This is a genomic window from Gulosibacter chungangensis, from assembly GCF_008831155.1.
Classification (GTDB): Bacteria; Actinomycetota; Actinomycetes; order Actinomycetales; family Microbacteriaceae; genus Gulosibacter; species Gulosibacter chungangensis.
Genome location: NZ_WBKB01000001.1, coordinates 731,226 through 754,699, shown reverse-complemented (window position 1 = coordinate 754,699; position 23,474 = coordinate 731,226). Strand labels below are relative to the sequence as shown.

At 61.3% G+C, this 23,474-nt stretch carries 25 protein-coding genes, 1 tRNA gene and 1 riboswitch; of the genes, 14 read left to right on the top strand and 12 right to left on the bottom strand.

The window, feature by feature from the left end; genetic code table 11:
* The first annotated feature begins 341 nt into the window (after positions 1–341).
* Positions 342–1,463: a Gfo/Idh/MocA family protein gene (locus F8O05_RS03420; RefSeq protein ID WP_158051304.1), complete on the top strand. Its 1,122-nt coding sequence runs from the start codon at positions 342–344 to the stop codon at positions 1,461–1,463.
* A gap of 12 nt (positions 1,464–1,475) precedes the next feature.
* Positions 1,476–2,525, top strand: a complete 1,050-nt coding sequence (locus tag F8O05_RS03415) for a Gfo/Idh/MocA family protein (protein ID WP_158051303.1) — start codon at positions 1,476–1,478, stop codon at positions 2,523–2,525.
* Positions 2,526–2,564: 39 nt separating this feature from the next.
* Here F8O05_RS03415 and F8O05_RS03410 read toward each other — a convergent pair whose 3' ends face one another.
* The 4 genes from F8O05_RS03410 to F8O05_RS03395 form a co-directional block, all read right to left on the bottom strand.
* Positions 2,565–3,752 carry a PQQ-dependent sugar dehydrogenase gene (locus F8O05_RS03410; protein ID WP_192497012.1) on the bottom strand — a complete coding sequence of 396 codons (1,188 nt, stop codon included), beginning with the start codon at positions 3,750–3,752 and terminating at the stop codon, positions 2,565–2,567.
* A gap of 127 nt (positions 3,753–3,879) precedes the next feature.
* Positions 3,880–4,341, bottom strand: coding sequence for a hypothetical protein (locus tag F8O05_RS03405; RefSeq protein ID WP_158051302.1), 462 nt, complete (start codon positions 4,339–4,341; stop codon positions 3,880–3,882).
* A 158-nt stretch (positions 4,342–4,499) separates the two neighbouring features.
* Complete coding sequence (locus F8O05_RS03400) at positions 4,500–5,414, bottom strand: dihydrodipicolinate synthase family protein (RefSeq protein ID WP_225735706.1); 915 nt, start codon at positions 5,412–5,414, stop codon at positions 4,500–4,502.
* Positions 5,411–6,358: a CPBP family intramembrane glutamic endopeptidase gene (locus F8O05_RS03395; protein WP_225735705.1), complete on the bottom strand. Its 948-nt coding sequence runs from the start codon at positions 6,356–6,358 to the stop codon at positions 5,411–5,413. The genes F8O05_RS03400 and F8O05_RS03395 overlap by 4 nt, the downstream gene beginning before the upstream one ends.
* 77 nt (positions 6,359–6,435) lie before the next feature.
* Positions 6,436–6,526: riboswitch (TPP riboswitch) on the top strand.
* A 78-nt stretch (positions 6,527–6,604) separates the two neighbouring features.
* On the opposite strand from F8O05_RS03395, the gene F8O05_RS03390 reads away from it, so the two are divergent.
* From F8O05_RS03390 to F8O05_RS03380, 3 genes are all read left to right on the top strand, one after another.
* A complete protein-coding gene (locus tag F8O05_RS03390; RefSeq protein WP_192497011.1) occupies positions 6,605–7,279 on the top strand; it encodes a TenA family protein in 675 nt (224 codons plus the stop codon).
* On the top strand, positions 7,276–7,926 hold the full coding sequence (locus F8O05_RS03385; RefSeq protein WP_158051300.1) for a TenA family protein: 651 nt from the start codon (positions 7,276–7,278) through the stop codon (positions 7,924–7,926). Before F8O05_RS03390 ends, F8O05_RS03385 begins: the two co-directional genes overlap by 4 nt.
* A 92-nt stretch (positions 7,927–8,018) precedes the next feature.
* A complete protein-coding gene (locus F8O05_RS03380) occupies positions 8,019–8,843 on the top strand; it encodes a thermonuclease family protein (RefSeq protein ID WP_158051299.1) in 825 nt (274 codons plus the stop codon).
* Between the two features lie 12 nt (positions 8,844–8,855).
* On the opposite strand, the gene F8O05_RS03375 is transcribed toward F8O05_RS03380, so the two are convergent.
* The gene (locus F8O05_RS03375) at positions 8,856–9,128 is read right to left on the bottom strand and encodes a hypothetical protein (RefSeq protein WP_158051298.1); all 273 of its coding nucleotides are present in this window, start codon (positions 9,126–9,128) and stop codon (positions 8,856–8,858) included.
* A gap of 5 nt (positions 9,129–9,133) precedes the next feature.
* The gene (locus F8O05_RS03370) at positions 9,134–9,367 is read right to left on the bottom strand and encodes a hypothetical protein (RefSeq protein ID WP_158051297.1); all 234 of its coding nucleotides are present in this window, start codon (positions 9,365–9,367) and stop codon (positions 9,134–9,136) included.
* Between the two features lie 119 nt (positions 9,368–9,486).
* Here F8O05_RS03370 and F8O05_RS03365 point away from each other — a divergent pair, with 119 nt between their 5' ends.
* Positions 9,487–9,720, top strand: a complete 234-nt coding sequence (locus F8O05_RS03365) for an addiction module protein (protein ID WP_192497010.1) — start codon at positions 9,487–9,489, stop codon at positions 9,718–9,720.
* 113 nt (positions 9,721–9,833) lie between these two features.
* On the opposite strand, the gene F8O05_RS03360 is transcribed toward F8O05_RS03365, so the two are convergent.
* The gene (locus F8O05_RS03360; RefSeq protein WP_158051295.1) at positions 9,834–10,403 is read right to left on the bottom strand and encodes a dihydrofolate reductase family protein; all 570 of its coding nucleotides are present in this window, start codon (positions 10,401–10,403) and stop codon (positions 9,834–9,836) included.
* A gap of 78 nt (positions 10,404–10,481) precedes the next feature.
* A tRNA-Leu gene (locus F8O05_RS03355) sits at positions 10,482–10,565 on the bottom strand.
* 156 nt (positions 10,566–10,721) lie between these two features.
* On the opposite strand from F8O05_RS03355, the gene F8O05_RS03350 reads away from it, so the two are divergent.
* From F8O05_RS03350 to pknB, 7 genes are all read left to right on the top strand, one after another.
* Positions 10,722–11,435 carry an FhaA domain-containing protein gene (locus F8O05_RS03350; protein WP_158051294.1) on the top strand — a complete coding sequence of 238 codons (714 nt, stop codon included), beginning with the start codon at positions 10,722–10,724 and terminating at the stop codon, positions 11,433–11,435.
* Positions 11,432–12,019 (top strand): FHA domain-containing protein FhaB/FipA, encoded by a 588-nt coding sequence (locus tag F8O05_RS03345; RefSeq protein WP_158051293.1) that lies wholly within the window; start codon positions 11,432–11,434, stop codon positions 12,017–12,019. The genes F8O05_RS03350 and F8O05_RS03345 overlap by 4 nt, the downstream gene beginning before the upstream one ends.
* The gene (locus F8O05_RS03340) at positions 12,019–13,269 is read left to right on the top strand and encodes a Stp1/IreP family PP2C-type Ser/Thr phosphatase (RefSeq protein ID WP_158051292.1); all 1,251 of its coding nucleotides are present in this window, start codon (positions 12,019–12,021) and stop codon (positions 13,267–13,269) included. The genes F8O05_RS03345 and F8O05_RS03340 overlap by 1 nt, the downstream gene beginning before the upstream one ends.
* Entirely contained in the window at positions 13,253–14,674 is a 1,422-nt protein-coding gene (locus F8O05_RS03335; RefSeq protein ID WP_158051291.1) for an FtsW/RodA/SpoVE family cell cycle protein, read from the top strand. The genes F8O05_RS03340 and F8O05_RS03335 overlap by 17 nt, the downstream gene beginning before the upstream one ends.
* Positions 14,671–16,131 carry a peptidoglycan D,D-transpeptidase FtsI family protein gene (locus F8O05_RS03330; RefSeq protein WP_158051290.1) on the top strand — a complete coding sequence of 487 codons (1,461 nt, stop codon included), beginning with the start codon at positions 14,671–14,673 and terminating at the stop codon, positions 16,129–16,131. The genes F8O05_RS03335 and F8O05_RS03330 overlap by 4 nt, the downstream gene beginning before the upstream one ends.
* Positions 16,128–17,993: a protein kinase domain-containing protein gene (locus tag F8O05_RS03325; RefSeq protein ID WP_158051289.1), complete on the top strand. Its 1,866-nt coding sequence runs from the start codon at positions 16,128–16,130 to the stop codon at positions 17,991–17,993. The genes F8O05_RS03330 and F8O05_RS03325 overlap by 4 nt, the downstream gene beginning before the upstream one ends.
* A 115-nt stretch (positions 17,994–18,108) precedes the next feature.
* Entirely contained in the window at positions 18,109–19,932 is a 1,824-nt protein-coding gene (pknB, locus tag F8O05_RS03320) for a Stk1 family PASTA domain-containing Ser/Thr kinase (protein WP_225735704.1), read from the top strand.
* Between the two features lie 76 nt (positions 19,933–20,008).
* On the opposite strand, the gene F8O05_RS03315 is transcribed toward pknB, so the two are convergent.
* Together F8O05_RS03315 and F8O05_RS03310 are read right to left on the bottom strand one after the other, a co-directional pair.
* A complete protein-coding gene (locus F8O05_RS03315) occupies positions 20,009–20,188 on the bottom strand; it encodes a hypothetical protein (RefSeq protein ID WP_158051288.1) in 180 nt (59 codons plus the stop codon).
* On the bottom strand, positions 20,188–21,000 hold the full coding sequence (locus tag F8O05_RS03310; RefSeq protein WP_158051287.1) for a class E sortase: 813 nt from the start codon (positions 20,998–21,000) through the stop codon (positions 20,188–20,190). Before F8O05_RS03310 ends, F8O05_RS03315 begins: the two co-directional genes overlap by 1 nt.
* A gap of 393 nt (positions 21,001–21,393) precedes the next feature.
* On the opposite strand from F8O05_RS03310, the gene F8O05_RS03305 reads away from it, so the two are divergent.
* Complete coding sequence (locus F8O05_RS03305; RefSeq protein WP_158051370.1) at positions 21,394–21,624, top strand: cell division protein CrgA; 231 nt, start codon at positions 21,394–21,396, stop codon at positions 21,622–21,624.
* Positions 21,625–21,879: 255 nt separating this feature from the next.
* Here the strand turns inward: F8O05_RS03305 and F8O05_RS03300 are convergent, their stop codons facing one another.
* Together F8O05_RS03300 and F8O05_RS03295 are read right to left on the bottom strand one after the other, a co-directional pair.
* Positions 21,880–22,563, bottom strand: coding sequence for a rhomboid family intramembrane serine protease (locus F8O05_RS03300; protein WP_225735703.1), 684 nt, complete (start codon positions 22,561–22,563; stop codon positions 21,880–21,882).
* Between the two features lie 241 nt (positions 22,564–22,804).
* Positions 22,805–23,347: a peptidylprolyl isomerase gene (locus tag F8O05_RS03295; RefSeq protein ID WP_158051285.1), complete on the bottom strand. Its 543-nt coding sequence runs from the start codon at positions 23,345–23,347 to the stop codon at positions 22,805–22,807.
* Between the last annotated feature and the right edge of the window lie 127 nt (positions 23,348–23,474).

Here is a 23,474-nt window from a genome sequence, read left to right as displayed (position 1 = left end):
AGTAGAGTGGAGCACGTCGAGGTCTTTCGGGATGGCAAGCGTGAAGAACTTCCATCATCCGGGAGACCTCGACCCCTACCCGGCCACCGACGCGCTCAACCGACTACACCCTCGTTCGTGAAGAGCCACCAAACTCAACCGTTTGTGCCCCGACTTCCCCGGCATATTGCAGGGCCTGATCAAGAGTTAATTCCGACAAACTATCCGTAAGAATTCCAATTCGCATAGCGACTCCCACATCTTTGTAGTGCGGTTGACAGAATAAATTAGACCGCTCTAAAGTGAACCGTATCAGACCTGATTTGGTCAGTGAAGACTGAAATCGAAAGGAGCACGTAGCAGTGCAAAAGACCTTGAAAGTCGCCCTGGTTGGCGCAGGCATGGCCGGTCAAGCCCACGCCTTCGGCTACCGAAATGCAACGATGGCTGACGACCTGCGCGGGCTCACTCTCGAGCTCGACACCGTTGCCGATGTGTCCGAGTCACTCGCGGAGGATGTTCGCCTCCGCTACGGTTTCCGGCGCGCAACGACGGACATCACCGAGATCGCCAATGACCCGGAGATTGATATCATCAGCGTCGCTCTCCCCAACCACGCTCACCGGGAAGTCCTCGAGGTGCTGCTTGCCAGCGGCAAGCATGTCCTGACCGAAAAGCCACTCGGGGTGGGTGTTGAGGATGCGGAGTATCTGACGGCACTGTCCAAGGAGAATTCCGGAACACATGCGGTCGGTTTCTCGTACCGACGGATTCCAGCCCTCGCCCAGATGGCGAAGATTGTTCGCGAGGGTCAACTCGGCGATATCTGGCATTTTGAGTCCAGCTACTACTCGGATCACGCGGCGGCTACGACCGACCCGTTCACCTGGCGGTTTGACCGCGCCACGGCTGGCGGCGGCGCGCTCAGCGACCTCGGGGCCCACGCGGTTGACGCCATTGCTTTCGTGATTTCACCCATCGCGGATGTCCTCTCCGCGCACTTTCAGACTTCAATCCCCGAGCGCCGCGACCGTGCGGGGGAACCGCATCCCGTTACTAATGACGACTTCGCGAGCGCGCTCGTGCGCACTGAATCGGGGGCCACGGGATCGCTCTTGACCAGTCGCGTCGCCTACGGTCAGCCCAATCGACTCGCACTTTCGGTGTACGGGAGCAAGGGCTCCGCGCACTTTGACACCCAGCACTACAACGATCTCCAGGTCTTCCAGGCTGGCGGCGATGCCGCGACCACGGGCCCGAGTCACGTCGTGATGGGACCGGCAAACCCGCACTATGCCGATGTTTCTTCTTTCCGTAGCCGCGGCGTGAACACCGGTTACGGCGAGGCCTTCATCGCTGAAATTCAGGACTTCATCCGAGCGGTACTCGGGCTCAAGGAGCTCGACACCACCTTCGACAATGCGCTGCACGCCATGCGCGTCATCGACGCCATGTACGCGTTCGAGAAGCACACCGTTCGCTGAAAGTAGATTGACATGACCACTACTTTGCAACTCCCGGCATCTCGCGTTCAGGATCCCAATTCCGCTCCGCCACTGCGCTGGGGAATCATGGGACCCGGACGAATCGCGACCGACTTTGCCAGCTCCTTGAAACAGCATACCCAGCAACAGCTCACGGCAGTCGCATCCCGTAATCACGCGCGCGCCGAAGATTTTGCTGAGCAATTCGGCATTGGCCTGACCTTCGATAGCTATCAAGCGCTAGCCGCCTCACCAGATGTCGATGTGGTGTACATCGCAACACCGCACCCGTTCCATGCCGAATGCGCCCGAATCGCCCTCGAACACGGCAAGCACGTCCTCATCGAGAAACCCTTCGCCGTGAACGCGGAAGAAGCGCAGTCCATCGTCGAGCTTGCTCGTGAGCGCAACCTCTTCGCCATGGAGGCAATGTGGGCACGGTTCACGCCGGCAGCGGATGTGATTCGACAGATTCTCGCGAACGGATTGCTCGGTGAGGTGCAGCACGTGCGCGCGGATCTCGGCGAGCACTTCGACCCTGTCCGGAATGCCCGCCTGTTCGACCCGGCTTTGGGAGGTGGTTCGCTGCTGGATCTGGGCGTCTACCTCATCGCCTACGACGCGTTCCTCTTCGGGGAACCACCTCTCGAGGTAGCCGCGGTGGGCAACCGCACGGACAGTGGCGTAAGCGCCGATGTCGCGATGACCCTCACCCACCGCACGGGCACGTCGCAGTTGTTCACCACCCTGGATGTTCGCACCCCAACAGCAGCATTTGTGAAGGGCTCCACGGCCATGCTTGAAATACACACCCCGTTTTACGCGCCCACCGCGATTTCATTGCGCGCCAACGACGCCTCGAGCGAGGTTCGGCAGGATTTCAGCGTCCAATCCCAAGTCGATGGGCTCTGCTTTGAAGCCGCGGAGGTTGCCCGCTGCATCACTGCCGGTCTCACCGAATCCCCGCACCACACCCTCGACGGGACAGTCGAGACCCTGCGAGTGCTTGACCGGGCTGAGAGCCTTATTCCAGCGGTCGGTGTAGCCCTGAACTCCGTGTAACCCCGTGGGATCGGCCGCGCGAACCCCTGGGTGATCGCGCTACGCCTCCGTCAGCTCAATCCGCAAGAGTCGATCATCCTCGTCACTCGGGCTGCCACGCCCATCGGTGTTGTTCGTGAGAATCAGCAGGCTCCCGTCTGAATCAATCCCCGCATCCCGAATTCGTGCCGGAACCCCCTCCGGCACGAATTCGACCGGTTTGCCGCCAACCTCGCCGGCCGCAGTGTCAATCACCCAAAGCTGCTGACCGCGCAGGGTCGCAAGGAAGAGCGTGTCACCTTTCGCTGCCATCCCGCTCGGGCTCGCTTCCGAAGGTGACCATTGGATGCGCGGGTCAATAAACCCTTCTTCACCGGCAATTCCTTCTACCGTGGGCCAACCGTAGTTGCCACCGGCCTCAATGACATTGAGTTCATCCCAGGTGTTCTGACCGAACTCGCTCGCCCACATGATTCCGTCGGAAGTCCACGCGAAGCCCTGGACATTGCGGTGCCCGAGGCTGTACACGAGATTATCGAAGGGATTGTCCGGGGCCGCGTTCCCCTCAGCATCCACCCGAAGAATTTTGCCGGCGAGCGAGTCCCGATCCTGCGCCGCGTGACGCTGCTGCGCATCCCCCGTAGAGATATAGAGGTAGCCGTCGGGACCGAAATGGATGCGCCCACCATTGTGCGTATTCGCGCGCGGGATGCCGGTGACGATGGACTCGGATGCCCCGAGTTCCAGCTCGTCGAGGGTCATTCGCACCACGCGGTTATCGTCTTCGGCACCGTGGTAGGCGTAGAGGTAGGTCTGGCCGCCATCGTCGAGAAGGGCGAGCCCGTGCAGGCCAGATTCGCCGCCAGAGACCACACCTTCGACCTCGCCGATGGCCGTCTGCGACCCATCCGCGTCGACATACACAATCTCACCATCATCGCGCTGCGAGACGAGGTACCCATCCCGGTAAGGGATGACCGACCAGGGTGATTCCAGACCAGTCGCGAGGGTCTCGGGTTGCGCATCCGCAACGGCCCAGAACCCGGAATAGCCATTGGTGGATGCGTCCGGGTCAGTCGAACCGGACGTCTCGGGTGCCAGTGCACTCGTGCTGCTCTCGGCATCCGGCGTATTCACCACGACCGAATCGCCACTTGTGCACCCCGCGAGCGCAAGCGCGCTCACCATCGCAACCGCAAGCATCCTCACCCGTCGCACGGGCTTCCCGCTTCTTCGTTCGACACCCATGGCCTCAGCTTGCCGTGTAGACCTTGGATTCCGCGGCGTAATCGCCTCGGCAAACCCGCACCCCGATACCCAATACCCGATCGAATGGCGCAGCGTGCGGGTGGCACGTCCCCGCGGCTGCGATGCTTTAGGCCTTCATCTTTCGGAGGAAGGGGATACCGACGAGGATCGCGACCGCCAAGACCGCCGCGGCGAGAGCGGTGAGCGACGGGTACCCGAGCTTGACCGCGAGAAATGAGGGAGCGATCGCACCGATTGCCGCACCGGCGGCGATGATGAGCCCGAATGAGCCAATGATCTGAGCACCCGCAAGGTGTTGTTGGTTCGCAAGGTACATCACCAGGAACAACAGCAGCATGACCAGCAGACCCGCCAGGAACACTCGGCCGGGGCCAAACTTCGCCGCGAGCTTCCCCGCCACGGGGTAGAGCAGAGTGCCTATCGCTGCACCGACCAGGAAGAGCAGCGAAGACACCGTGGCCGAAATCGAGAACGCATCCCGCATCACAAGCGGCACCACGTTGAAGAAGGTTTGTACCCCGGTCATCGCGATGAGCCAGATAACGAGGAACACAACATAGGTGCTCACACGCATCTCCCGGTTCTCACGAGCAGCCAGCCGCCAGATTATCAGGGGCGCTATTCTTGGAAAGTCGCTAATTTTCGTCTAATCGCAGTCAAGGGTGCTGCAATTCTGCCAAATGCGTTCATTTCAATTACGAACGCATGCATATCGGTGGCCCGCGATCAGCTGGTGGAGCGCTCGGAGACTCCGATACGTTCAAGGGCCGCTGCGACGCGGGCACGGTCGGCATCGTTGAGGCCGAGTATCGGGAGAGGCAAGCAGGACCGGCGGGCCAAGCCCAAGTGTTCCGCGATCGCGGCCACCACTCTGTTACTGCCGCCGAGTTCGGCAAAGAGCTCCCAAATCGGGGCAAGCCGCTCGGACTCGGCCATAGCATCCGCCGCCCGACCCCGTTGTGCCGCGCGCGTGATTGCCAGTGCCGGTTCGGGCAGGGTGCCGCCGATCACCGAATACCAGGCATCGCATCCCGTGTTCAGGCCGTTCGCGGCGGATGCATCCCCCGAGACGCCGATGCTCACGTGCTCCGGCAGCCGCGCACGAATTGCCTGCACGTGCTCACGCGCGGCAGCAGAATCTGCAGGCACCGCGGGGATCTTGATCGAGGCGATACCGGGAAGTGCCCCGAGCCGCTCATAGAGGTCGTGACTGAAGGTGAAGTGGGTGGTGCCGGGGTTGTCGTAGACAATCACTGGCAAGTTGGAGTGCTCGGTGACGGTGCGGAAGAGCTCGAAGACGTCCTCATCGGTGAGCGGTTGATAGCTGACCGGCGCCAAGAGCAGACCCGAAGCACCCGCCGCTTCCGCAGCATCCGCGTGCGCAAGAACCTGTGACGTTCGCAGGGCCCCGATGCCGATCACCACGGGCGTATCCCCTGCGTGCTCAACGGCGAGCTTCGCGACGCGGGATCGTTCTTCGGTCGAGAGGTACGCATAGGAGCCCGTTGAGCCCAGCGCCGTGATCGAATCGACTCCCGCGGCGGCAAGCCGTTGCACTAGCCTTGTAAATGCTTGCTCGTCGACGTGATCGTCGAACAAGGGAGTCAGCGGAAAGGCACTGAGGCCGGTGAACTTCATCATGGGTTTTCCTTCCGACTGACCGCTTGCGGCTTGAACTTGCCGAAGCTCACCACCAGGATGAGCAGGATCAACGGGATGATCCAACCACTCCAACCGGTGATATTCGCCTCGAGTGGATCGAAGCTGCTGTTCGCGGCGATGAACAAGAAGAACAGTGTCGCCGAAGCGTTGAGTGAGCTGTGTGCGAGCGCGGCAGGCCAGACCGAGCCACCGCGCAGTCGCAACCAACCAAAGAGGCCGCCCATGATTGTGCAGAATACGACCATCGCGATGAGCGCCAACCAGCCTGGCGTCCCCGGATAGTTGTATCCGAGCAGAATCACCGGCGCATGCCAGAGTCCCCAGATCAGGCCCGACAGCTGGATGGCGGGCCAAGGCCCAAATCGCAAGAGCTTGGGCAGCAGCCAGCCACGCCAGCCAATTTCTTCACCCAGCGCGGGAATGATGTTGATGAAAAGCGCGGCAATGATCAGGTTCACAAACTGCAGGACAACGAGGACGTCGATGGGCATCGGCAACTCGGTGATTCCCACTTCAGCAAGCTGCATTCGGGTGATCTGCTCGAAACCTCTGAAATGGAGGAAGTCCGCGGGAAATACCCCGAGCAAAGCACCGACCGCGAGCGCGAGTACACACAACACGATCGGCAGAATGAGCGCAATTGCGAGATAACCGATCAGTCGCCCGACGGGTTTCAGTGGCACTAACCCGAGGGCACGCGCCTTGTGTTCAGGCTTTTCAATGAAGAACACCACGACCAGCGCTGCAATCGTCGGGGTGAACATCATCGCCACAAGCAAGTTCCCCGCAAGCGGTGAGCTCAGCCCCTCTCCCAGCCACAGTGGCAGCGCCACCAACCAAGCGAGCACGATCGCGATCGCTATGAACACGGCAATCGAAACAGCGCCGCGCATCCGACGACTCCCGCTTGCTGTCTCTGCCAAATCCAACCCTTTCGTTCGCCCGATCAGGACTAATTTACCGATGCGCTGGCAATGCGTCGATGAGTCGGGGTAGGGTGGCTCGCAACACGGGGTGCCCCACGGGGCTGAGATCACACCCGAGAACCTGAACGAGTTAGGACTCGCGGAGGGATGTTATCGGTAGGTCCATTTGGTACCTGCTTTGGCGGCATACGCTGCCATCACTCTGCGTGATCCCGTTCGATGAACACGAAAGGATCACCGCTTTTGACCACCAGATTCACTGAAGAGCTGCGCAACCAAAACCTGCGCACCTGGGAGGCCGCCGTTGGCCACCAGTTCGTCAAGGAATTATTTGACGGTTCGATCGACGACACCGTCATGGCCGGGTATCTCACCCAGGACTACCGCTTCCTCGACGCATTCCTCGCCCTAATCGGTGCCGCGGTGGCTTCCGCGGACACCCTCGAGGCACGCCTGACGCTCGCCCGGTTTGCCGGAGAAGTCGCCGGTGATGAAAACACCTACTTCCAGCACTCCTTCGACACCCTCGGAGTCACGGAGGAGCTTCGTCGAGAGACACCGAATACCGCCGCAACCACGGGCTTTCAGGCGCTCTTCCGCGAAGCCGCAGACACCCGCGAGTACGCAGCAATCTTGTCGGTACTCGTCGTCGCCGAGTGGCTCTACCTCGATTGGGCGACCAGAGTCTCGCATCCGCGCCCAACGGACCCCGTGCACGCTGACTGGATTACCCTCCATGACTATCCGGGATTCCACGAGTTAGTCGCGTTCCTGCGTGCTGAACTCGACCGTGTCGGCCCGCAAGACCGAGACACTGCCGGAGACTTCTTTGGCCGCGCCGTCGACCTCGAGCTTGCCTTCTTCGACGCTGCGTATGCGCATCCACTCACCGAAGCCGGTCGGGAGGTCGTTCGATGAGTCTTTTCGAAGATCTCAAAGCTGCGGCAGCCGAAGAATGGTCGGCATACACGCAGCACGAGTTCGTGCTGCGAATGGGTGATGGCACGCTGCCCCAGGCCGCGTTTCAGGACTACCTCGTGCAGGATTATCTCTTCCTCATTCAGTTTGCCCGCGCGAATGCGCTGGCGGCATACAAGGGCCGCACCCTCGCTGAGATTCAAGAAGGTGCGGATGCGCTGTCGCTGATTCTCGACGAGACGAAGCTGCACCGTCGGCTCACGGCACGCTGGGGGATCGCGGGTGCCGAGTTGGATGCGACCCCCGAGAAGATGGCAACCGTCGCCTACACGCGCTACGTGTTGGATGCCGGCCAGTCGGGTGATCTGTTGGATCTGCACGTAACCCTCGCGCCCTGCGTCATTGGGTACGCCGAAATCGGTGCGGCGCTCGAACCGCAACTGCGAGAAGGCCACCCCTACGGGGAGTGGATCGCCGAATATGCAAGTGAGGCGTTCCAAACGGGCGCGGCTGCAGCTGTGCAACGTCTCGACACCCTCTCGGAAGGTGCGCTCACCGAGCGTCGTTTCGAAAGGCTGGTCGGACTATTCCGCACTGCAACGCGATTGGAAGCCGATTTTTGGCAGCAGGCACTCAATAGCCTCTGACGGAAAGCGGGGTGCAGCGTCGCTCAGTGAGGCTGGATTCGTTCGGTGGCACGGGATTCGTTCGTACCGCCATGGGGCTGGTACAAAGAGGTGTGAACCACTGGAAAGCCCGCGCCATCGCTGCATCCCTCGCCGTCGCTCTCGCATTCGGCCTCGCAGGATGCGAACCCCGGTCGACCTTGACGTCGACCTCGACCTTGGACGTCGCTACAGAAACGCCGACAAGCACTCCGGCGAGCGAAACCGCGACCCTCGCCCCGACCGAAGCCGCGAGCGCGCCGGAGAGCCAGGACACGGCATCCGCCACCGAGACCCCAGACACCTTCACGGTCGTCTCCATCACCGATGGCGACACGATTGTGACGAGCGCGGGCAAGGTTCGCCTGATCGGCATCGACACCCCCGAAATCGGTCAATGCGGGTATACCGAGGCTTCAGCAGCAATTTCAGCGCTGCTGAAGCCCGGCGACACGGTCACGCTGACACTCCCTGATGGGCAAAGCGATACCGATCGTTACGATCGGCTGCTGCGCTATGTGTACACCGAATCCGGTGAGGACGTCGGTCAGCTCCAAATCGAGGCCGGGCACGCGGTCGCCCGCTACGACTCCCGGGATGGCTACCCCGCGCATCCGCACGAGGATGCCTATCACGCCGCACAACTGGCGACCCAGGATGCATCCGGCACGGTCATTCCCGTTGGCTGCGAGCCGGCCGTCGAAATGGAGCCTGCTCCGGCGACGGACTCGTGGTGGCTGGAGTACTCGTCTTGCTCGAAGCTGAAGAAGAACACGGTCGGGCATCCCAAGGGCCCGTTCTCACGTGATGACGCAGCCGAGGCCGAAATCTACCAGTGGTTCGCCTACGGCACCGGCCACCGCGGCGATGGTGACGGCGACGGTCTCGCCTGCGAGTGAGGTGATCAGCGCTTAGGCGCTGGCGCCGTAGCGTTGGCGGGCGGCCTCGCCGCTGGTTCCGATCGCTTCACCGACTTCGCGCCATGACAGGCGCTGCTCGCGCGCAGCATGCACGGCCTCTGCGAGTTCGCGTTCGGCGGCGTCACGTCGCCAAGCGGCGAGCTTTACTGCCATTACTGGGGGCAGCGGAGCATCGACGTCGTCGGGCTTCGGATCATAGTTTTCGAACGCGTCTGCGAACTCGTCGGCGCGGGCCTTGATGTCATCGATAGAGCGTCGAGCCATGAAATTCACCTCAAATACTTAGATCGGGCCGGACGCATCGCGTGGGCAATAGCGATCACACCGTGCCATTCAATGACACCAACTTCGACCAGAATGCCGGTCTCGTCGGGGCCGATGAACATGGTCATCGCATCGTCTTGCACGAAGTGCCGGACTGGGTAACGGAGCGCATGGAGCATCGCCGCATCCGTGACGCCGTGCCGATGGGCACTGTCGAGGATGATCGGTTCTGATTCCACATCACAAGTTTACTTGTGGCAAGTTAACTTGTCGAGGAGCGTGTTCGACATGATCACGTACGCTGACAATGCGCTCAGATTCCTCCATCCGTGTGGGTGCAACACCATACGCTGGAGACATGTCCATGGATGCCACAGAAGGCCGTAGCCTCTCTGCCGAAGAGCGGGAGCTCGCTGCGGTCCCACTCCAGCAGATCAGTGACGATGAACAGGCCGAGGTCGATACGGCCTGGCGTTCGGAACTTCGCCGTCGCATAGACGACATCGAAAGCGGCAAAGTTGACCTGCTCGACGCGGACGAAGTTCACGCGCAGATCCGTGCCGAGCTTGCAGCAAAGCGCAAGTGGCGCTGAACCGCTGCAAGCCCAGGTACTGGGAACACCGGCTAGGCCGGTGACACTTTTCTCGACAGGTAACCCGCACGAACGTGCAGTATTCCTACCCGTATGTTGAGGAGTGAATCGCGTCATGCGGGAGTTTGCGCAGGCCGGTATCGCAAGGCGACCGCGCCCGACCGGAACTCCTGTCGATCCACGAGTTCGAGCTGGATGCCTTCGCGGAGCCCGGCGAGCAAGGTCGGTCCGTGTCCGGCGAGTACCGGCTGCACGATGAACTCGTACTCGTCGATCAGGCCCAGATTTGCCAATGCCAGCGGGAGCGCCACGCCGCCCACCCACAGGCCCTCGCCCGGCTCCTGCTTGAGCCGCTGGATCGTTGGAGCCAGGTCGCCCCGCAGCAGCTCAGCATTCCAGTCGACTCCGCTCAGCGTGCTCGACACGACGTACTTCTTCGCCCGGTCGATAGCCTCGGCGAACGGGACCTCCCATTCATCCATCCAGTCAGGCCACGTGCCCGTAGCCGGCCGCCGCCACGCCGACTCCATCATCTCGTAGGTGATCCGGCCGAAGAGCAGGGCATCGACTCGCGCCATCTGCGCGGTCCAGTAGCGCATCGACTCCTCGTCAGGCGGAAGCCCTGCCTCGTGATGGACACAGCCATCGAGCGTGACGTTGATCGAGTATCGAAGTGGTCTCATCTCGCGGCTCTCCCTTTTGACGAAAACGACCCCTGACCTTGGGAACTCAATCCCAGGTCAGAGGTCATTTTCTCTTCGTGCGCGAGGGGGGACTTGAACCCCCACGCTCTTGCGAGCACTGGCACCTGAAGCCAGCGCGTCTACCAATTCCGCCACTCGCGCGCAGGGAGCAACGCTACCAGAAAAAATCCGCCAAGCGTTAATCGGGCAGAATTTTCTCTGGAATAAGGCCCTCAGCGCCCTTGCACTCATCCGCGCCTATTACTATGCCAATCGACCAGCGCGAGGATTAGTGCGCGCAGATAAGCAAGGAGTCACGTGGGAATTCTCGACAAGTTCGAGCGCGGACTGGAGCGCGCCTTCAATGGCGCCTTCGCGAAAACTTTCCGGTCGGGCCTGCAACCGGTCGAAATTGTCTCGGCGCTGAAGCGCGAAATGGACACCAAGGCTTCGATCATCTCGCGCCAGCGCATCCTCGTGCCGAATCGCTTCCACGTGATCGTCTCGCCCACCGACTACGAACGACTCGCCTCGATGGGTGACACGCTCAATTCCTCTCTTATGCAAGAGATCGAGCGTCACGCGGCCTCGCACGCCTACCAGTTCCCTGGCGGTCTTTCAATCAAGCTCATGCAAGATGATTCGAAGAGCCTCGGCCAGCTATCGATCGAATCCCGTTCGGTCGAGGGCAAGGTCAATTGGACTCCCGTACTCGAGGTCAATGGGAGGCGCCACCAGCTCCACCAGGGATCGAACGTGATCGGTCGCGGCTCCGAAGCGCAGATCACCATCGACGATGGCGGGGCCTCGCGTCGTCACGCAGAAGTGGTCTGGGATGGGCAACGCGCGGGGTTGCGTGACCTTGGATCGACAAACGGTACTAAACTCAACGGGCGTCGAGTCGCGCAATCCGCACTCGAACCCGATTCGCTCATTGAAATTGGCCGCACCCAATTGACTTTCCGGATTGTGCCGGAGGCACCGCCAAGTGACGATACGGGATACCTGCGACGACCGGGAGGTTCACAATGAGTGGCGAACTCACACTGCTCGTTATCCGCCTCGTGTTTCTCGCGATCATGTGGATCTTCGTGTTTTCGATCGTGTACGCGCTGCGCAGCGACCTCTTTGGCTCCCGCTCGCGCGACTACCAGCAAGCAATGGCCCAATCACGCCAGCAAACCTTCGCCGGTTCCGGTGAGAGCAACGCGGCCGCAGCTGCCAGACCTCAGCCAACGCAGCCGGCGCCGCAGTCGGCGCCCGCCGCATCCTCTCCCCCGCCCTCGCAGGGTGGCCAAGCTCAGTCAAGCAATCAGGGCCAGCCCGATCGTCTCTCCAAGCTGGTAATCACTTCGGGCCCCAAACGCGGATTCGAGATCGAACTCGGCCGCGAACCCCTCTCGATTGGTCGGGCGCGGGATGCCGATGTGTGCATCCAAGACGACTACACCTCGACCCGCCACGCTCGCCTGCTCAACTGGGACGGTGCCTGGATGCTGCAAGACCTCGACTCCACCAACGGCACGTTCATCAATGGTGAGCGCGTAAGCCAGCCCGTTGAGCTCCGTAGCGGCGTCTCCGTCCGCATCGGTACGACCACTTTTGAGCTCCGTTAATGCCGAAAGTCGTTCGCGCTGGTGCCGTATCGCACGTCGGTCGAGTCCGATCCAATAACCAGGATTCCGGCTTCATCGGCAAGCACATTTACGGTGTTGCCGACGGCATGGGTGGCCACGCCGGTGGTGATGTCGCCTCCTCCATTGCGGTGAAGTACCTCGCCGAACAAGACCAACTCTTTGACACCGTTGACGATGCCAAGCGAGGCCTGACCGAGGCCCTCCTCCAAGCCAACACCCTCATCACCGATGCCGTTGATGAGCACTCGGAGCTGCGCGGGATGGGCACCACGGCAGATCTCATCACCCGCGTGGACGATGAAATGGTGATCGCCCACATCGGTGACTCGCGCGTGTATCGCTTCCACGAAGGACAGCTCGAGCAAATCACCACCGACCACACCTTCGTGCAGCGACTGGTGGATGCGGGCCGCATTACCCCCGAGGAAGCCCTCGTCCACCCCCGCCGCTCGGTGCTCATGCGCGTGCTCGGCGACGTCGAAACGAACCCAGATGTAGACACCTACGTGGTGCCCGCCGTCGAGGGCGATCGCTGGCTACTGTGCTCGGACGGCCTCTCGAGCTATGTCGAAGAGGACCAGATCGCGGAGGTCCTCGCCCGCACCGTCGAGTCTTCGCGCGAGGTCGCGGACGATCTCGTGCAGCTCGCGCTCGATAATGGCGCCCCCGACAATGTCACCGTGGTGGTCATCGAGCTTGGCAACCGCCCGCTCGAGCCAATGCGCAGCCGCATCGTGGGTGCCGCAGCCAACCCCCTCAAGTACGCATCCCGCGCACCTCGCCGGGTCAAGCGCATCCTGCCGGATGTGCTGCAGTCGAGCCGTCGCCTCGCGCAACTTCCCGAACGCGAAGAGTTCGTGCCGCCCAGCGACGAATTCCTGCAGCAGCTTATTGACGAGGAGCGTAAGCGTAAGCGCTGGCGTCGGGTGACCTGGCTGGTCGCCACGGTGGTGCTCCTCGCCGTCATTGCCGGTGCCGCGATGCTCGCCTATTCGTGGACGCAGCAGCAGTACTACGTCGGCGCCTATGAAGACCAGGTGGCGATTTTCCAGGGCGTGCAGGCCACCCTCGGCCCGTGGGAACTGTCGACCATGATCGAGGAAACGGGAATTTCGGTGGATGACCTTCCCGCGTACCAGCACATGCAGGTAACCTCAACCATTCCGTTCTCGTCGTTGGAAGAGGCGCAGGCACTCGTAGAAAGGTTGGAGGATGCGGTCAAGCACTAGTTCGCCAGTCGGCGAGGCCCAGGCGCAGTTCCCCAGCCCGAAACGGGAGCGCAAGCAGGGCCTGCGCAATATGGAACTCGGGTTCCTGATTTTTTCGTACGTCATCGTGCTCGCGGCGCTGCTGCAGGTGCAGCTCGGCGTCACCGGTGAATTCAACTTCAATGCGCTGACCCTGCTCGGATTGGTTGCGGCGCTCACCCTCGCCATGCACGTGGTGTTGCGCTTCCTCGCCCCGCAAGCCGACCCGTTCATCCTGCCGATTGCGACCACGATCAACGGTCTCGGTATTGCGATGATCTACCGCTTAGATCTCGCCGACTCCGACAATGCGGGCGTGTTCTGGACTTCCTCCACCGCACAGATTCTCTACACCGCGATCGGTGTGACCATCGGCATTGCCGTGCTCTTCTTTGTGCGAAACCACCGCATCCTGCAGCGATTCACGTACCTTGCGGGCCTGATCTCGCTGGTGTTGCTGCTGCTGCCGCTCATTCCAGGGCTCGGGGTATCCGAGGCGAATGCGCGCGTGTGGATCTCGATCGGGCCGTTCAACTTCCAGCCGGGTGAGATCGCGAAGGTCACCATCGCCATCTTCTTCGCCGGCTACCTCGTGACTGCCCGCGACTCGCTCTCCATGGTGAGCCGCAAGTTCCTCGGCATGAAACTCCCTCGGATGCGCGACCTCGGCCCGATCTTGATCATCTGGGCGATCTGTATGTGCATCCTCGTCTTCCAGCGGGATCTGGGTACCTCGCTCCTCTACTTCGGGCTCTTCCTGGTGATGATTTTTGTTGCCACCGGCCGAATCTCTTGGGTCGTCATCGGCCTCGTGCTCTTCGTGGCCGGTGCGCTCGTCGCGGCCCTCAACATCAGCTATGTGAACTGGCGTGTGACCGCCTGGCTCGACCCGCTCAGCCCCGAGCACTACGACGCCGCGGGTGGTAGCTATCAGCTCGTCCAGGGGATGTTTGGGCTCGCGAACGGCGGGCTCATTGGCACGGGCCTCGGCCAGGGCCGACCCGACATCACCCCACTTGCCGAGAGTGACTTCATCGTCGCTGCGCTCGGCGAGGAACTGGGTCTCGCCGGCCTCTTTGCAATTCTCTGCCTCTACCTGCTGTTCGTGGCGCGCGGCTTCCGCATTGGCCACCAGGGTGGGGATGATTTCGGTCGCCTGCTTGCGACCGGGCTTTCCTTCGCGATCGGGCTGCAGGTGTTCATCGTCTTCGGTGGTGTCACCCGAGTGATTCCGCTGACCGGTCTGACCACGCCCTTCCTCGCGGCGGGTGGCTCGAGCCTCCTCACCAACTGGATCATCGTCGCGATCCTGCTGCGGCTGAGCGATACCGTGAAAACTTCTAGTTCCTTAGCCCCGCAATCAGCATCCCGGGAGGTGCGAGCATGAGTCGCAATATTCGCGTGGTCGGCATTGTGATGCTTGCGATGTTCCTGGCGCTGTTTGGGTCATCGACCTATATCCAGTTCGTGCAGGAGCCGCAGCTCGTCGCCGACGGCCGCAACACTCGGACGCTGCTCGAAAGCTACGAAGTTCAACGCGGTCCCATCCTCGTAGACGGCACACCCATCGCCTACTCCCAGGCCGATGACACGTCCTATATGTTCCAGCGGGTTTATACCGACGGAGAACTGTACGCGCCCATCACCGGTTACTACTCGGCAAATCAGGGCGCTACGGGCCTCGAAGAGGCCATGAATGCGGAGCTCTCCGGCACTGCTGACTCGCAGTTCTTCACGAGCCTCCGGGCGCTGTTCACGGGTGAAGAACCGGCCGGTGCCGCCATCGAAACGACCATCAACCCGAATGCACAGCAGGTCGCGTTTGACCTGCTCGATGGGCGCCCGGGTGCCGTGTTCGCCTATGACCCCGCCACTGGCGCGATTTTGGTGTCTGCAAGCTCCCCGAGCTTCGACCCGAACTCGCTCGCGATGCATGACGACGCCGAAGTCATTACGAACTACAACGACCTGCTCAACGACCCTTTGAACCCGCTATACAACCGTGCCATCGCCGGGAATCTGAACCCCCCGGGTTCGGTGTTCAAGCTCGTCGTCGCCGCCGCGGCGCTCGAGAACGGGCTCGCAACCGCCGACTCGGAACTCGACAACCCCGAAGAGTGGACCCTTCCCGGTTCCACTTCGAAAATTTACAACCCGAACCACGGCCAAAAGTGCGGTTCGGATGACAAGACCACGCTGCGTATCGCGCTGCAGTACTCCTGCAATATCCCGTTCGCGCAGCTCGCCGTTGAACTCGGTGATGACAAGATTCGCGAGATGGCGGAGGCCTTTGGCTTCAACAGCTCCGTCGACATTCCGATGGAATCAACGCCGAGCTATTACCCAACCGATCCGCTTGATGACGCCCAAACTGCGCTGACCGGTTTCGGCCAGTACGATGTAAGCGCAACGCCGTTGCAGATGGCAATGATTTCCGGAGCTATCGCAAACGGCGGTGAAATGATTCAGCCAACGCTGATCGAGCAAGTACTCACCCCAAGCCTGCAGGTTATCCAGGGCCCTCAGGTGGAATCGCTCGGGAATGTAATTTCCTCAGCGACCGCCACGGCATTGACCGACATGATGCAGGGAAGTGTCGCCGACGGTGTCGCCTCAAACGCGCAAATTGCTGGCGTGGATGTGGCAGGCAAGACCGGTACCGCTGAGAATGGTGAGGGCGAACCTTATTCACTTTGGTTCACCGGATTTGCCGAATTGGATGGACAACAGGTCGCAGTCGCCGTCGTGTTGGAAGACGGCGGTGGTATGGGTCAAAGCGGAACGGGAAACGGCTTAGCGGCCACGATTGGACAGCAAGTGATTAAGGCGGTGCTTGAGCTATGAGGCCTGGGCAGGGAGTCACATTCGGCAACCGGTACCAACTGGGAAGCCGCATCGCCATTGGCGGTATGGGCGAAGTGTGGGAAGCCACCGACCTCGTCATCGGCCGTCAGGTCGCGATCAAGATCCTCAAGGATGAGTACATGGGGGACCCCGGGTTCCTCGAACGATTCCGCGCGGAGGCCCGGCACGCTGCCCTCGTCAACCACGAAGGTATCGCCAACGTGTACGACTACGGCGAAGAAAACGGTTCCGCCTACCTCGTGATGGAACTCGTGCCCGGCGAGGCGCTGTCCACCATCCTCGAACGTGAACGCGTACTGCCAGCCGATCAGGTCATGGACATCGTGGCGCAGACCAGCGCGGCGCTGTCCGCCGCGCACCGGGCTGGGCTCGTGCACCGTGACATCAAGCCCGGCAACCTGCTGATCACACCTGACCACCGGGTGAAGATCACCGACTTCGGCATCGCCCGCATCGCCGACCAGGTGCCGCTGACCGCGACCGGCCAGGTCATGGGCACCGTCCAGTACCTCTCCCCCGAACAGGCCTCGGGACAGCCGGCCACCGCATCCACCGACATCTACTCGCTCGGGATCGTCGCCTACGAATCCCTGGCGGGGCGTCGCCCTTTCACCGGCGAATCGCAGGTCGCGATCGCCATGGCCCACATTAACGACCAGCCTTCGGCCCTGCCGGTAACCGTGCCGGAGCCGGTACGCAATCTCGTGATGGCATCCATCGCGAAGGATCCGAAGGATCGTCCGGAGTCGGCCGATGCCTTCTCGCGTGCGGCAGCCGCGCTGCGCGACGGCCAGGTGCAACGGGCCGCACAGGCGGTGCCCGCGGTGCTTGGGGCTCCCGGCACCCAGTCCACGGCGCAGCTCGACCAAACGCAGCTCCTGAGCAGCGATGACCGGGCCACCACGGTGCTCTCCGGTCCGGTGCAGGGCAATCAGTTTGATTCCCTGCTTGGTGACACCCGCGAACACAATGCTGTCGGCGACGAAGTCGGACTCGTCGAGAATGAGGATGCACCCAAAGACAAAAGCGGCCAGTGGCGGTGGTGGCTCGTCGGTGCCATTGCTCTGCTCGCCATTGCCCTCGGCATCCTGAGCGTCGCTCTGCTACAGGGTGGCAGCCCCGAACCAACCCCCACGCCGACAAACACGCCGGTGGAAACCACACCGGAGGAAACCGAACCGGAGACCATCTCCATCAGTGCGGCCGACTACATCGGCCTGAGCTACGAAGAGGCAGCTGAGCAACTCACGAGCCTCGGGCTCGTACCGGTGCGGGTGGAAGGGAATGCCGCCACCGATGACTCGCAGGTCGGCACCGTGCACGACATTAACCCAACCGGCAATGTGCGCCCGGGGGCCAGCATTTCCGTGATGGTCTACACGGAGCCGGAAGCCTTGGAGGCACCTTCGAGCGCACCGACCGTGGCATTACAAGGCAGCACACAGCTCACAGTAACTGGCCTCGATCGGACCTGCCCGGCTGGGCGTCCCTTTGAGAGTTTCACCGTGACCACCGCCTGGAGCACCGGTGACACTGAGACAAACCAGACTTCCGACACCTCGATCACCATTCCGGTACCAAACGGTGCCACGTCAGTGAATGTGTCCTACACGCGCTCCTGTGGCGGAGAAGATTCGCCCTCGTCACCGGCAACCCAGTACACGCTCAACCTGCCGGAACCTCCGAACAACAACACCAGCGGTTCGAGTAACTCGTCCAGCAATGACGGCGCGAATAACGCCAATGCCACTGCGGACGCCACCGGGGATAGTGACTCAGCCGGCAGTGACGCGGACAGCGAGGCTGCCACGCCAGAAAGCGATAGCGACGCGGACGCCTAATAGGCCGAATCGACGGGTCTAAGTTGAGGAAAGGTGCTCGAAAAGCAGGGTGGTCGCTAGACTGGGCACTTCGTAAACGTTCGAAAGGACGTCGCAACATCGAGGAGTTTGTGTCGTGATTCAGGCGCAGCGCACACTCGCCGACCGGTATCTCATCGGCCGACGAATTGGCCGAGGCGGAATGGCAGAGGTCTACGCAGCGACCGACCAACGACTGGGCCGACGCGTGGCCGCCAAGTTATTGCACACGAACCTCTCCACCGAACCAGCCTTCCGCAAGCGCTTCCGGCAAGAGGCCCAGGCGGCCGCTCGCATGACCCACCCCACGATCGTGCGGGTCTTCGACGCCGGTGAAGACACCTTCGTCCGTGATGATGGTTACGAGCTGGTCGTGCCCTATATCGTCATGGAGTTCATCGACGGCAATCAGCTCGGAGACATCATGTCCGAGGGCATCCTGCCGCCGGACAAAATCGAGAAGTACATGACGGGGCTCCTCACCTCACTCGAATACTCGCACCGGGCGGGCGTCGTCCACCGCGATATCAAGCCCGCCAACATCATGATCACCACCAGCGACGAGGTGAAGGTCACCGACTTCGGTATCGCCCGCGCGATCTCCGATACCGCCGGCACGATCGCACAGACCACCGCGATCCTTGGCACCGCATCCTATTTCTCCCCCGAACAAGCCCGTGGCGAGACCGTGGACGGTCGCAGCGACCTGTACTCCGCCGGAGTGGTCCTCTATGAGATGCTCACCGGCCGCGTACCCTTCCAAGGTGACTCGGCCGTGGCTGTCGCGTATCAGCACGTTACGGAGCCGCCTCGCCGCCCGAGCGAGATCAATCCGCAAGTGTCCCAAGCTCTGGATGCGGTGGCCCTCAAAGCCCTCGCCAAGCGGCGCGAGGATCGCTATCAGACCGCGGCCGAGTTCCGCGCCGATCTGATCAATGCCTTCCGCGGGGTGTCACCCTCCTACGCCAGCGACACGGTGGAAGAGACGCCCACGGAACTGTTCGGCCCGGGGCCGACCGCGGTGGATGCAACCGAATCGGCGCTACAAAGCATGAGCACCGAAGACGATCGTGCCCCACAGGTGCAACGTCGCCCACCGGCGATGTGGATCTGGGGCGCCACGGGGCTCGTGCTCGCGGTCATCATCGGCGTGCTTATCTGGGTCATGCTGCTGCCGAAAGAGGGGCAGTTGCCCTCTGCCAGCGTCTCGATGCCCGACGTCGTCGGGATGCAGAAGGATGAGGCGGTCACGACAATCGAGGATCTCGGCTTGGTTGCGAACGTCGAAACTTCGCCCAGCGACGATGTCGAGATCGATGAGGTGATGTCGCAGAGTCCACCGGCAGAATCTTCAATTCCGCACGGTGACACCGTGACCATCACGGTGTCAGCGGGCCCTTCCTCGGTGACCGTTCCCAACCTCAATACGCTCACGCAGGAAGCGGCCATCAAGGCGCTCGAGAACGCCGGGCTGACGCTTGGCTCGGTGTACTCAGAAGACTCGCCCTCGCAACCGGCGGAGCAGATCATCCGGAGCGAGCCCTCCGGTGGATCCGCGGCAGCGCCAGGTAGCGCCGTCGACATCTACGTTTCCACCGGCCAGGTCACCATCCCGAACTTCATCGGGGAGAATCTGGAGGACGCGGAAGACATCGTCGGTTCCCTGGGTCTGCGCGTCGAGCGACAGCCTGACTACTCCTGCGTCGCGGAGGATGGCTGGCCGATCACACAGCAGTCCGTGCAGCCGGGCAAGGTGGATCAGGGCTCCACAGTGGGGCTCACCTACTGTGACGGTACGACTGAGGTTCCCTTACCCACCACCGACAACTCCAACTCGAATTCCGACGCTAACGACAATGAAAATGCCGACGAGGATGATGACGGCGGCGGCATTGAAGGCGGCTTCGGCGGACGTCGCTAGGGGTCGACCCCTAACGCATAAGGCCCGATCTCGAGGTGTATTCCTCGGGATCGGGCCTTGTCGTTAAGTATCGTCGTTAGGTATCGAGCCCCATGGAGACGGTGATGTCTTCAGTGTTGGGGAGCACGATTTCCGCATCCACCCACGGGAATACCCACTCCACGAGCGCGTACAGTACCGCGGCGATGAGGATCAAGTACACGATCAATTTCACCGGCCAGGGACCGGGGATCGCACGCCAAATAGCTCCGTACATTAGAGGTCACCGCCCGTGTCGCCATTGTTATTGTTCTTGCGTTCTTCGAAGATGTCGGCAATCTCGGCGGGTGGCCCGTCCGAGCGCGGCACGAAGTCGACCAGCACCGTGTAGGCGACCTGACGCTCAAGCGAGGACGTGTAGATCGGGTTACAGGTCTGCAGGATCATCACCCGGTCTTCGCTCTGGAGCTCCGGGAATCGCGGCACACCGGCAAGCACCGAAACCTCGGTGGGCATGACGTACTCCCCCGACCGGTAGGTGTACACGTACCAACCGTCCACCGTCTCGATGTAGACGTTGTCACCGACCGAGAGGTCGGGCACTTCCTTGAACGCAGAGCCGTAACCCCAGCGGTGCCCGGCAATCACGAAGTTCCCCACCGAACCGACCGGGTCAGACTTCTCATAGGCACCCACGTATTGGTCGAGCACACCATAGAAGGATGTTCCGGTCGCGATCGTGCGCGAGAAGTTACCTTCCCAAGACGGCACGTAGAGCACCGCAAATTCCTGACCTTCGCCCTCCGGCATCGGCCGGATCGGGATGCCGCTTTCGTCAAGCTCTGGCTCGTCAATAGTTTGGTATTGCTCTTCGAGCTGTTGGCTCAGGTTGGCGCCAGCCTCGTCTTGGGCGCTGCCAGCGAGGCCATCGAAGTAGAAGTACTTCCAGCCAATAAACAGCAAGAGCAATGCGCCAACGGTAAGGAGCAATTCGCCAAGAACGCCGGTGAAGGTGACCCTCTTCCGGCGTTTCCCTGCTGCCCGTCGACCGCTTTGCATGCGAGTCTTACTGTGTTGGGGTGCAGTCATGCGGTCATTGTATGTGGCTAGACTTAATCCATGCCCAAGGAGACTGCCTCAACCCCTGCCGAGAACGAGTCGGACGAGACTCTCGACAAAGAGCAGGTGGACACCACCGAATCTACCGAGAACAGCGACAACACGGCTGCCGCCGAAGAGTTGACTGCCGACGCTGACATCGAAGACTCGGAACTCGAAGACGCTGAAGACGCTGAAGACGCTGAAGACGAAGCCGAGCCGGTCGCGGCGACAGTGAAGAAGTCCGCTCTCTCGGAGAAGGAACGCATCCAGCGCTCCAAGGAGATTGCTGCCAAGGCGAAGGGCAAGACCCCGAAGAAGGGGAAGGCGACGCCGAAGCGTAACGCCAAGAAGCTGCAAGTTGAGGAAGCCAAGCGCGCGAGCATGACGAAGGAGCAGCTGCGTGCATCCGGCAAGAAGCAGCGACCCTCGGACGCGAACCCGGTCTGGTTCAAGCCGATCATGTTCGGCTTCCTGCTGCTCGGATTCGTCTGGATCATCGTGTACTACCTGTCGCAGGGCTACTTCCCCGTGCAGGCACTCGGCGACTGGAACATCCTCGTCGGCTTCGGGATTGCGCTCGTCGGATTCTTGATGATGACGAACTGGAAATAGCCCTAAATCTGTGGATAACCCCACCCTTCTGTGGATAACTTTCCACAATTGTGAATAACACTTGTGTAATTACATGTGTGTAATTCTCCCCAGATGTGAATAACCCTGTGGATAACTATCCACAGGGTTATTTTTTGGGGATTAGGCGCGGGGTCGTTGCGAGAATGGATGCGTGAGCCCCGACCATGCAGTCACGCACCGTTGCCGGGGAACGGCTCCATGCAACCCTAGTGGACGCTCCCTAATCGAACGTCTCTAACGAAGGATCCCGATCAGTGGCGGCAGTGCCACACAGACTACGCCGACGAGGATCTGCAACCAGATCCCGAGCTTGCCTCGGTTCGCCTTCGAGAGGTCGGTGACCGTGAGCCAACCGCACAGTGCACCGATGATGAGACCACCGAGGTGTGCTTCCCAAGAGATTCCGGGATTGAACAGTGCCAAGACGACGTTGATACCGATCAGCACAAACATCGGGGTTACGTCCTGGCGTTGTTTGCGCAACACGACGAACCAGGCACCAAAGAGACCAAAGATCGCGCCCGATGCACCCACCACCGCGGTATCGGGCGAGATGAGCGCCACCGCGAGTGAGCCGCCGAGCGCGGAGACGAGCCACAGCAGCAAAAATCGGCCGGAGTTTAGGAGCGGCTCAAGCGCGCGGCCGAAGATCCACAGCGTCAGGGCATTCATCGCGAAATGCATGAATGAGCCATGTAGGAAAGCTGAGGTAAGCATCCGCCACGGCTCGAAAGCGACCACCCCGGATGCCGTGTGGTGCTGCATATCGGTGTACTGCGGCGAATAGGTAAAGAGGAAGTCGATGACCGGCGTCCCCAGCTGCCGGGTGAGCCATTGCAGCAAGCCCATCACGGCCATGATGCCGAGCAGCGTGTAGGTGACCGGAGAGTCGCCGCCGAAGAAACGCGAACTGCTCACACGGGACGCGAGCGTGCGTTTCGGCCTCTGGCTCTTGACGCGCGTCTTGCTCTCTTGAATGCAAGTGGGACAGATGACCCCGACCGGCGCCTGGGTCTGGCACTCGGGACAAATCGTGCGGCCACAGCGCTGGCAAAGCACGAAACTTTGCCGTTTGGGGTGGCGGTAACAGTAGTTGTTCGAGTCGCGGACCTGGCCGGTCGGGGTCGTCATGTTGTGTTGTATGAACCTTGAGTTGGAACTAGAGCTGCTCGACGTCAACCGACTCGATGACGACGTCCTCGAGCGGACGGTCACGGCCATCGGTCTCTAGACCCTCAATGGCGTCGACCACGCGCTTCGAATCCTCGTCAGCAACTTCACCGAAGATGGTGTGCTTACCCACGAGCCAGCTGGTGTTCGCGGTGGTGATGAAGAACTGCGAGCCGTTGGTGCCGCGGCCAGCCATCTTGCCGGCATTTGCCATGGCGAGGACATAAGGCTCGTTGAAGTTCAGCTCCGGGTGGATCTCGTCATCGAAGACGAAGCCCGGGCCGCCCGAACCGGTGCCGGTGCGGTCACCACCCTGCAGCATGAAGTCGCGGATGATGCGGTGGAAGACGACACCGCTATAGAAGGGAGTGTTCTCCTTCTTCTCACCCGTCTGCGGGTCAGTCCACTCGAGTTCACCCGTTGCCAGGCCCGTGATGATCTTCACGGTGTTCGGCGCGTGGTTTCCGAAGAGGTTGAGCTTGATGTCGCCCTTGTTGGTGTGCAGGGTCATGACTGCAGTCGCATTACTCATACCGCTTATCCAAGCACAGCCTGGCGACACATCCCCCAGATTTCACTGCAGGCGAGTTTCAGGATTCGCGGACGGCGCCGTGACAAGATAAGGAGTCGTACCTCGCAAATTCGATTTATCGCCGGAG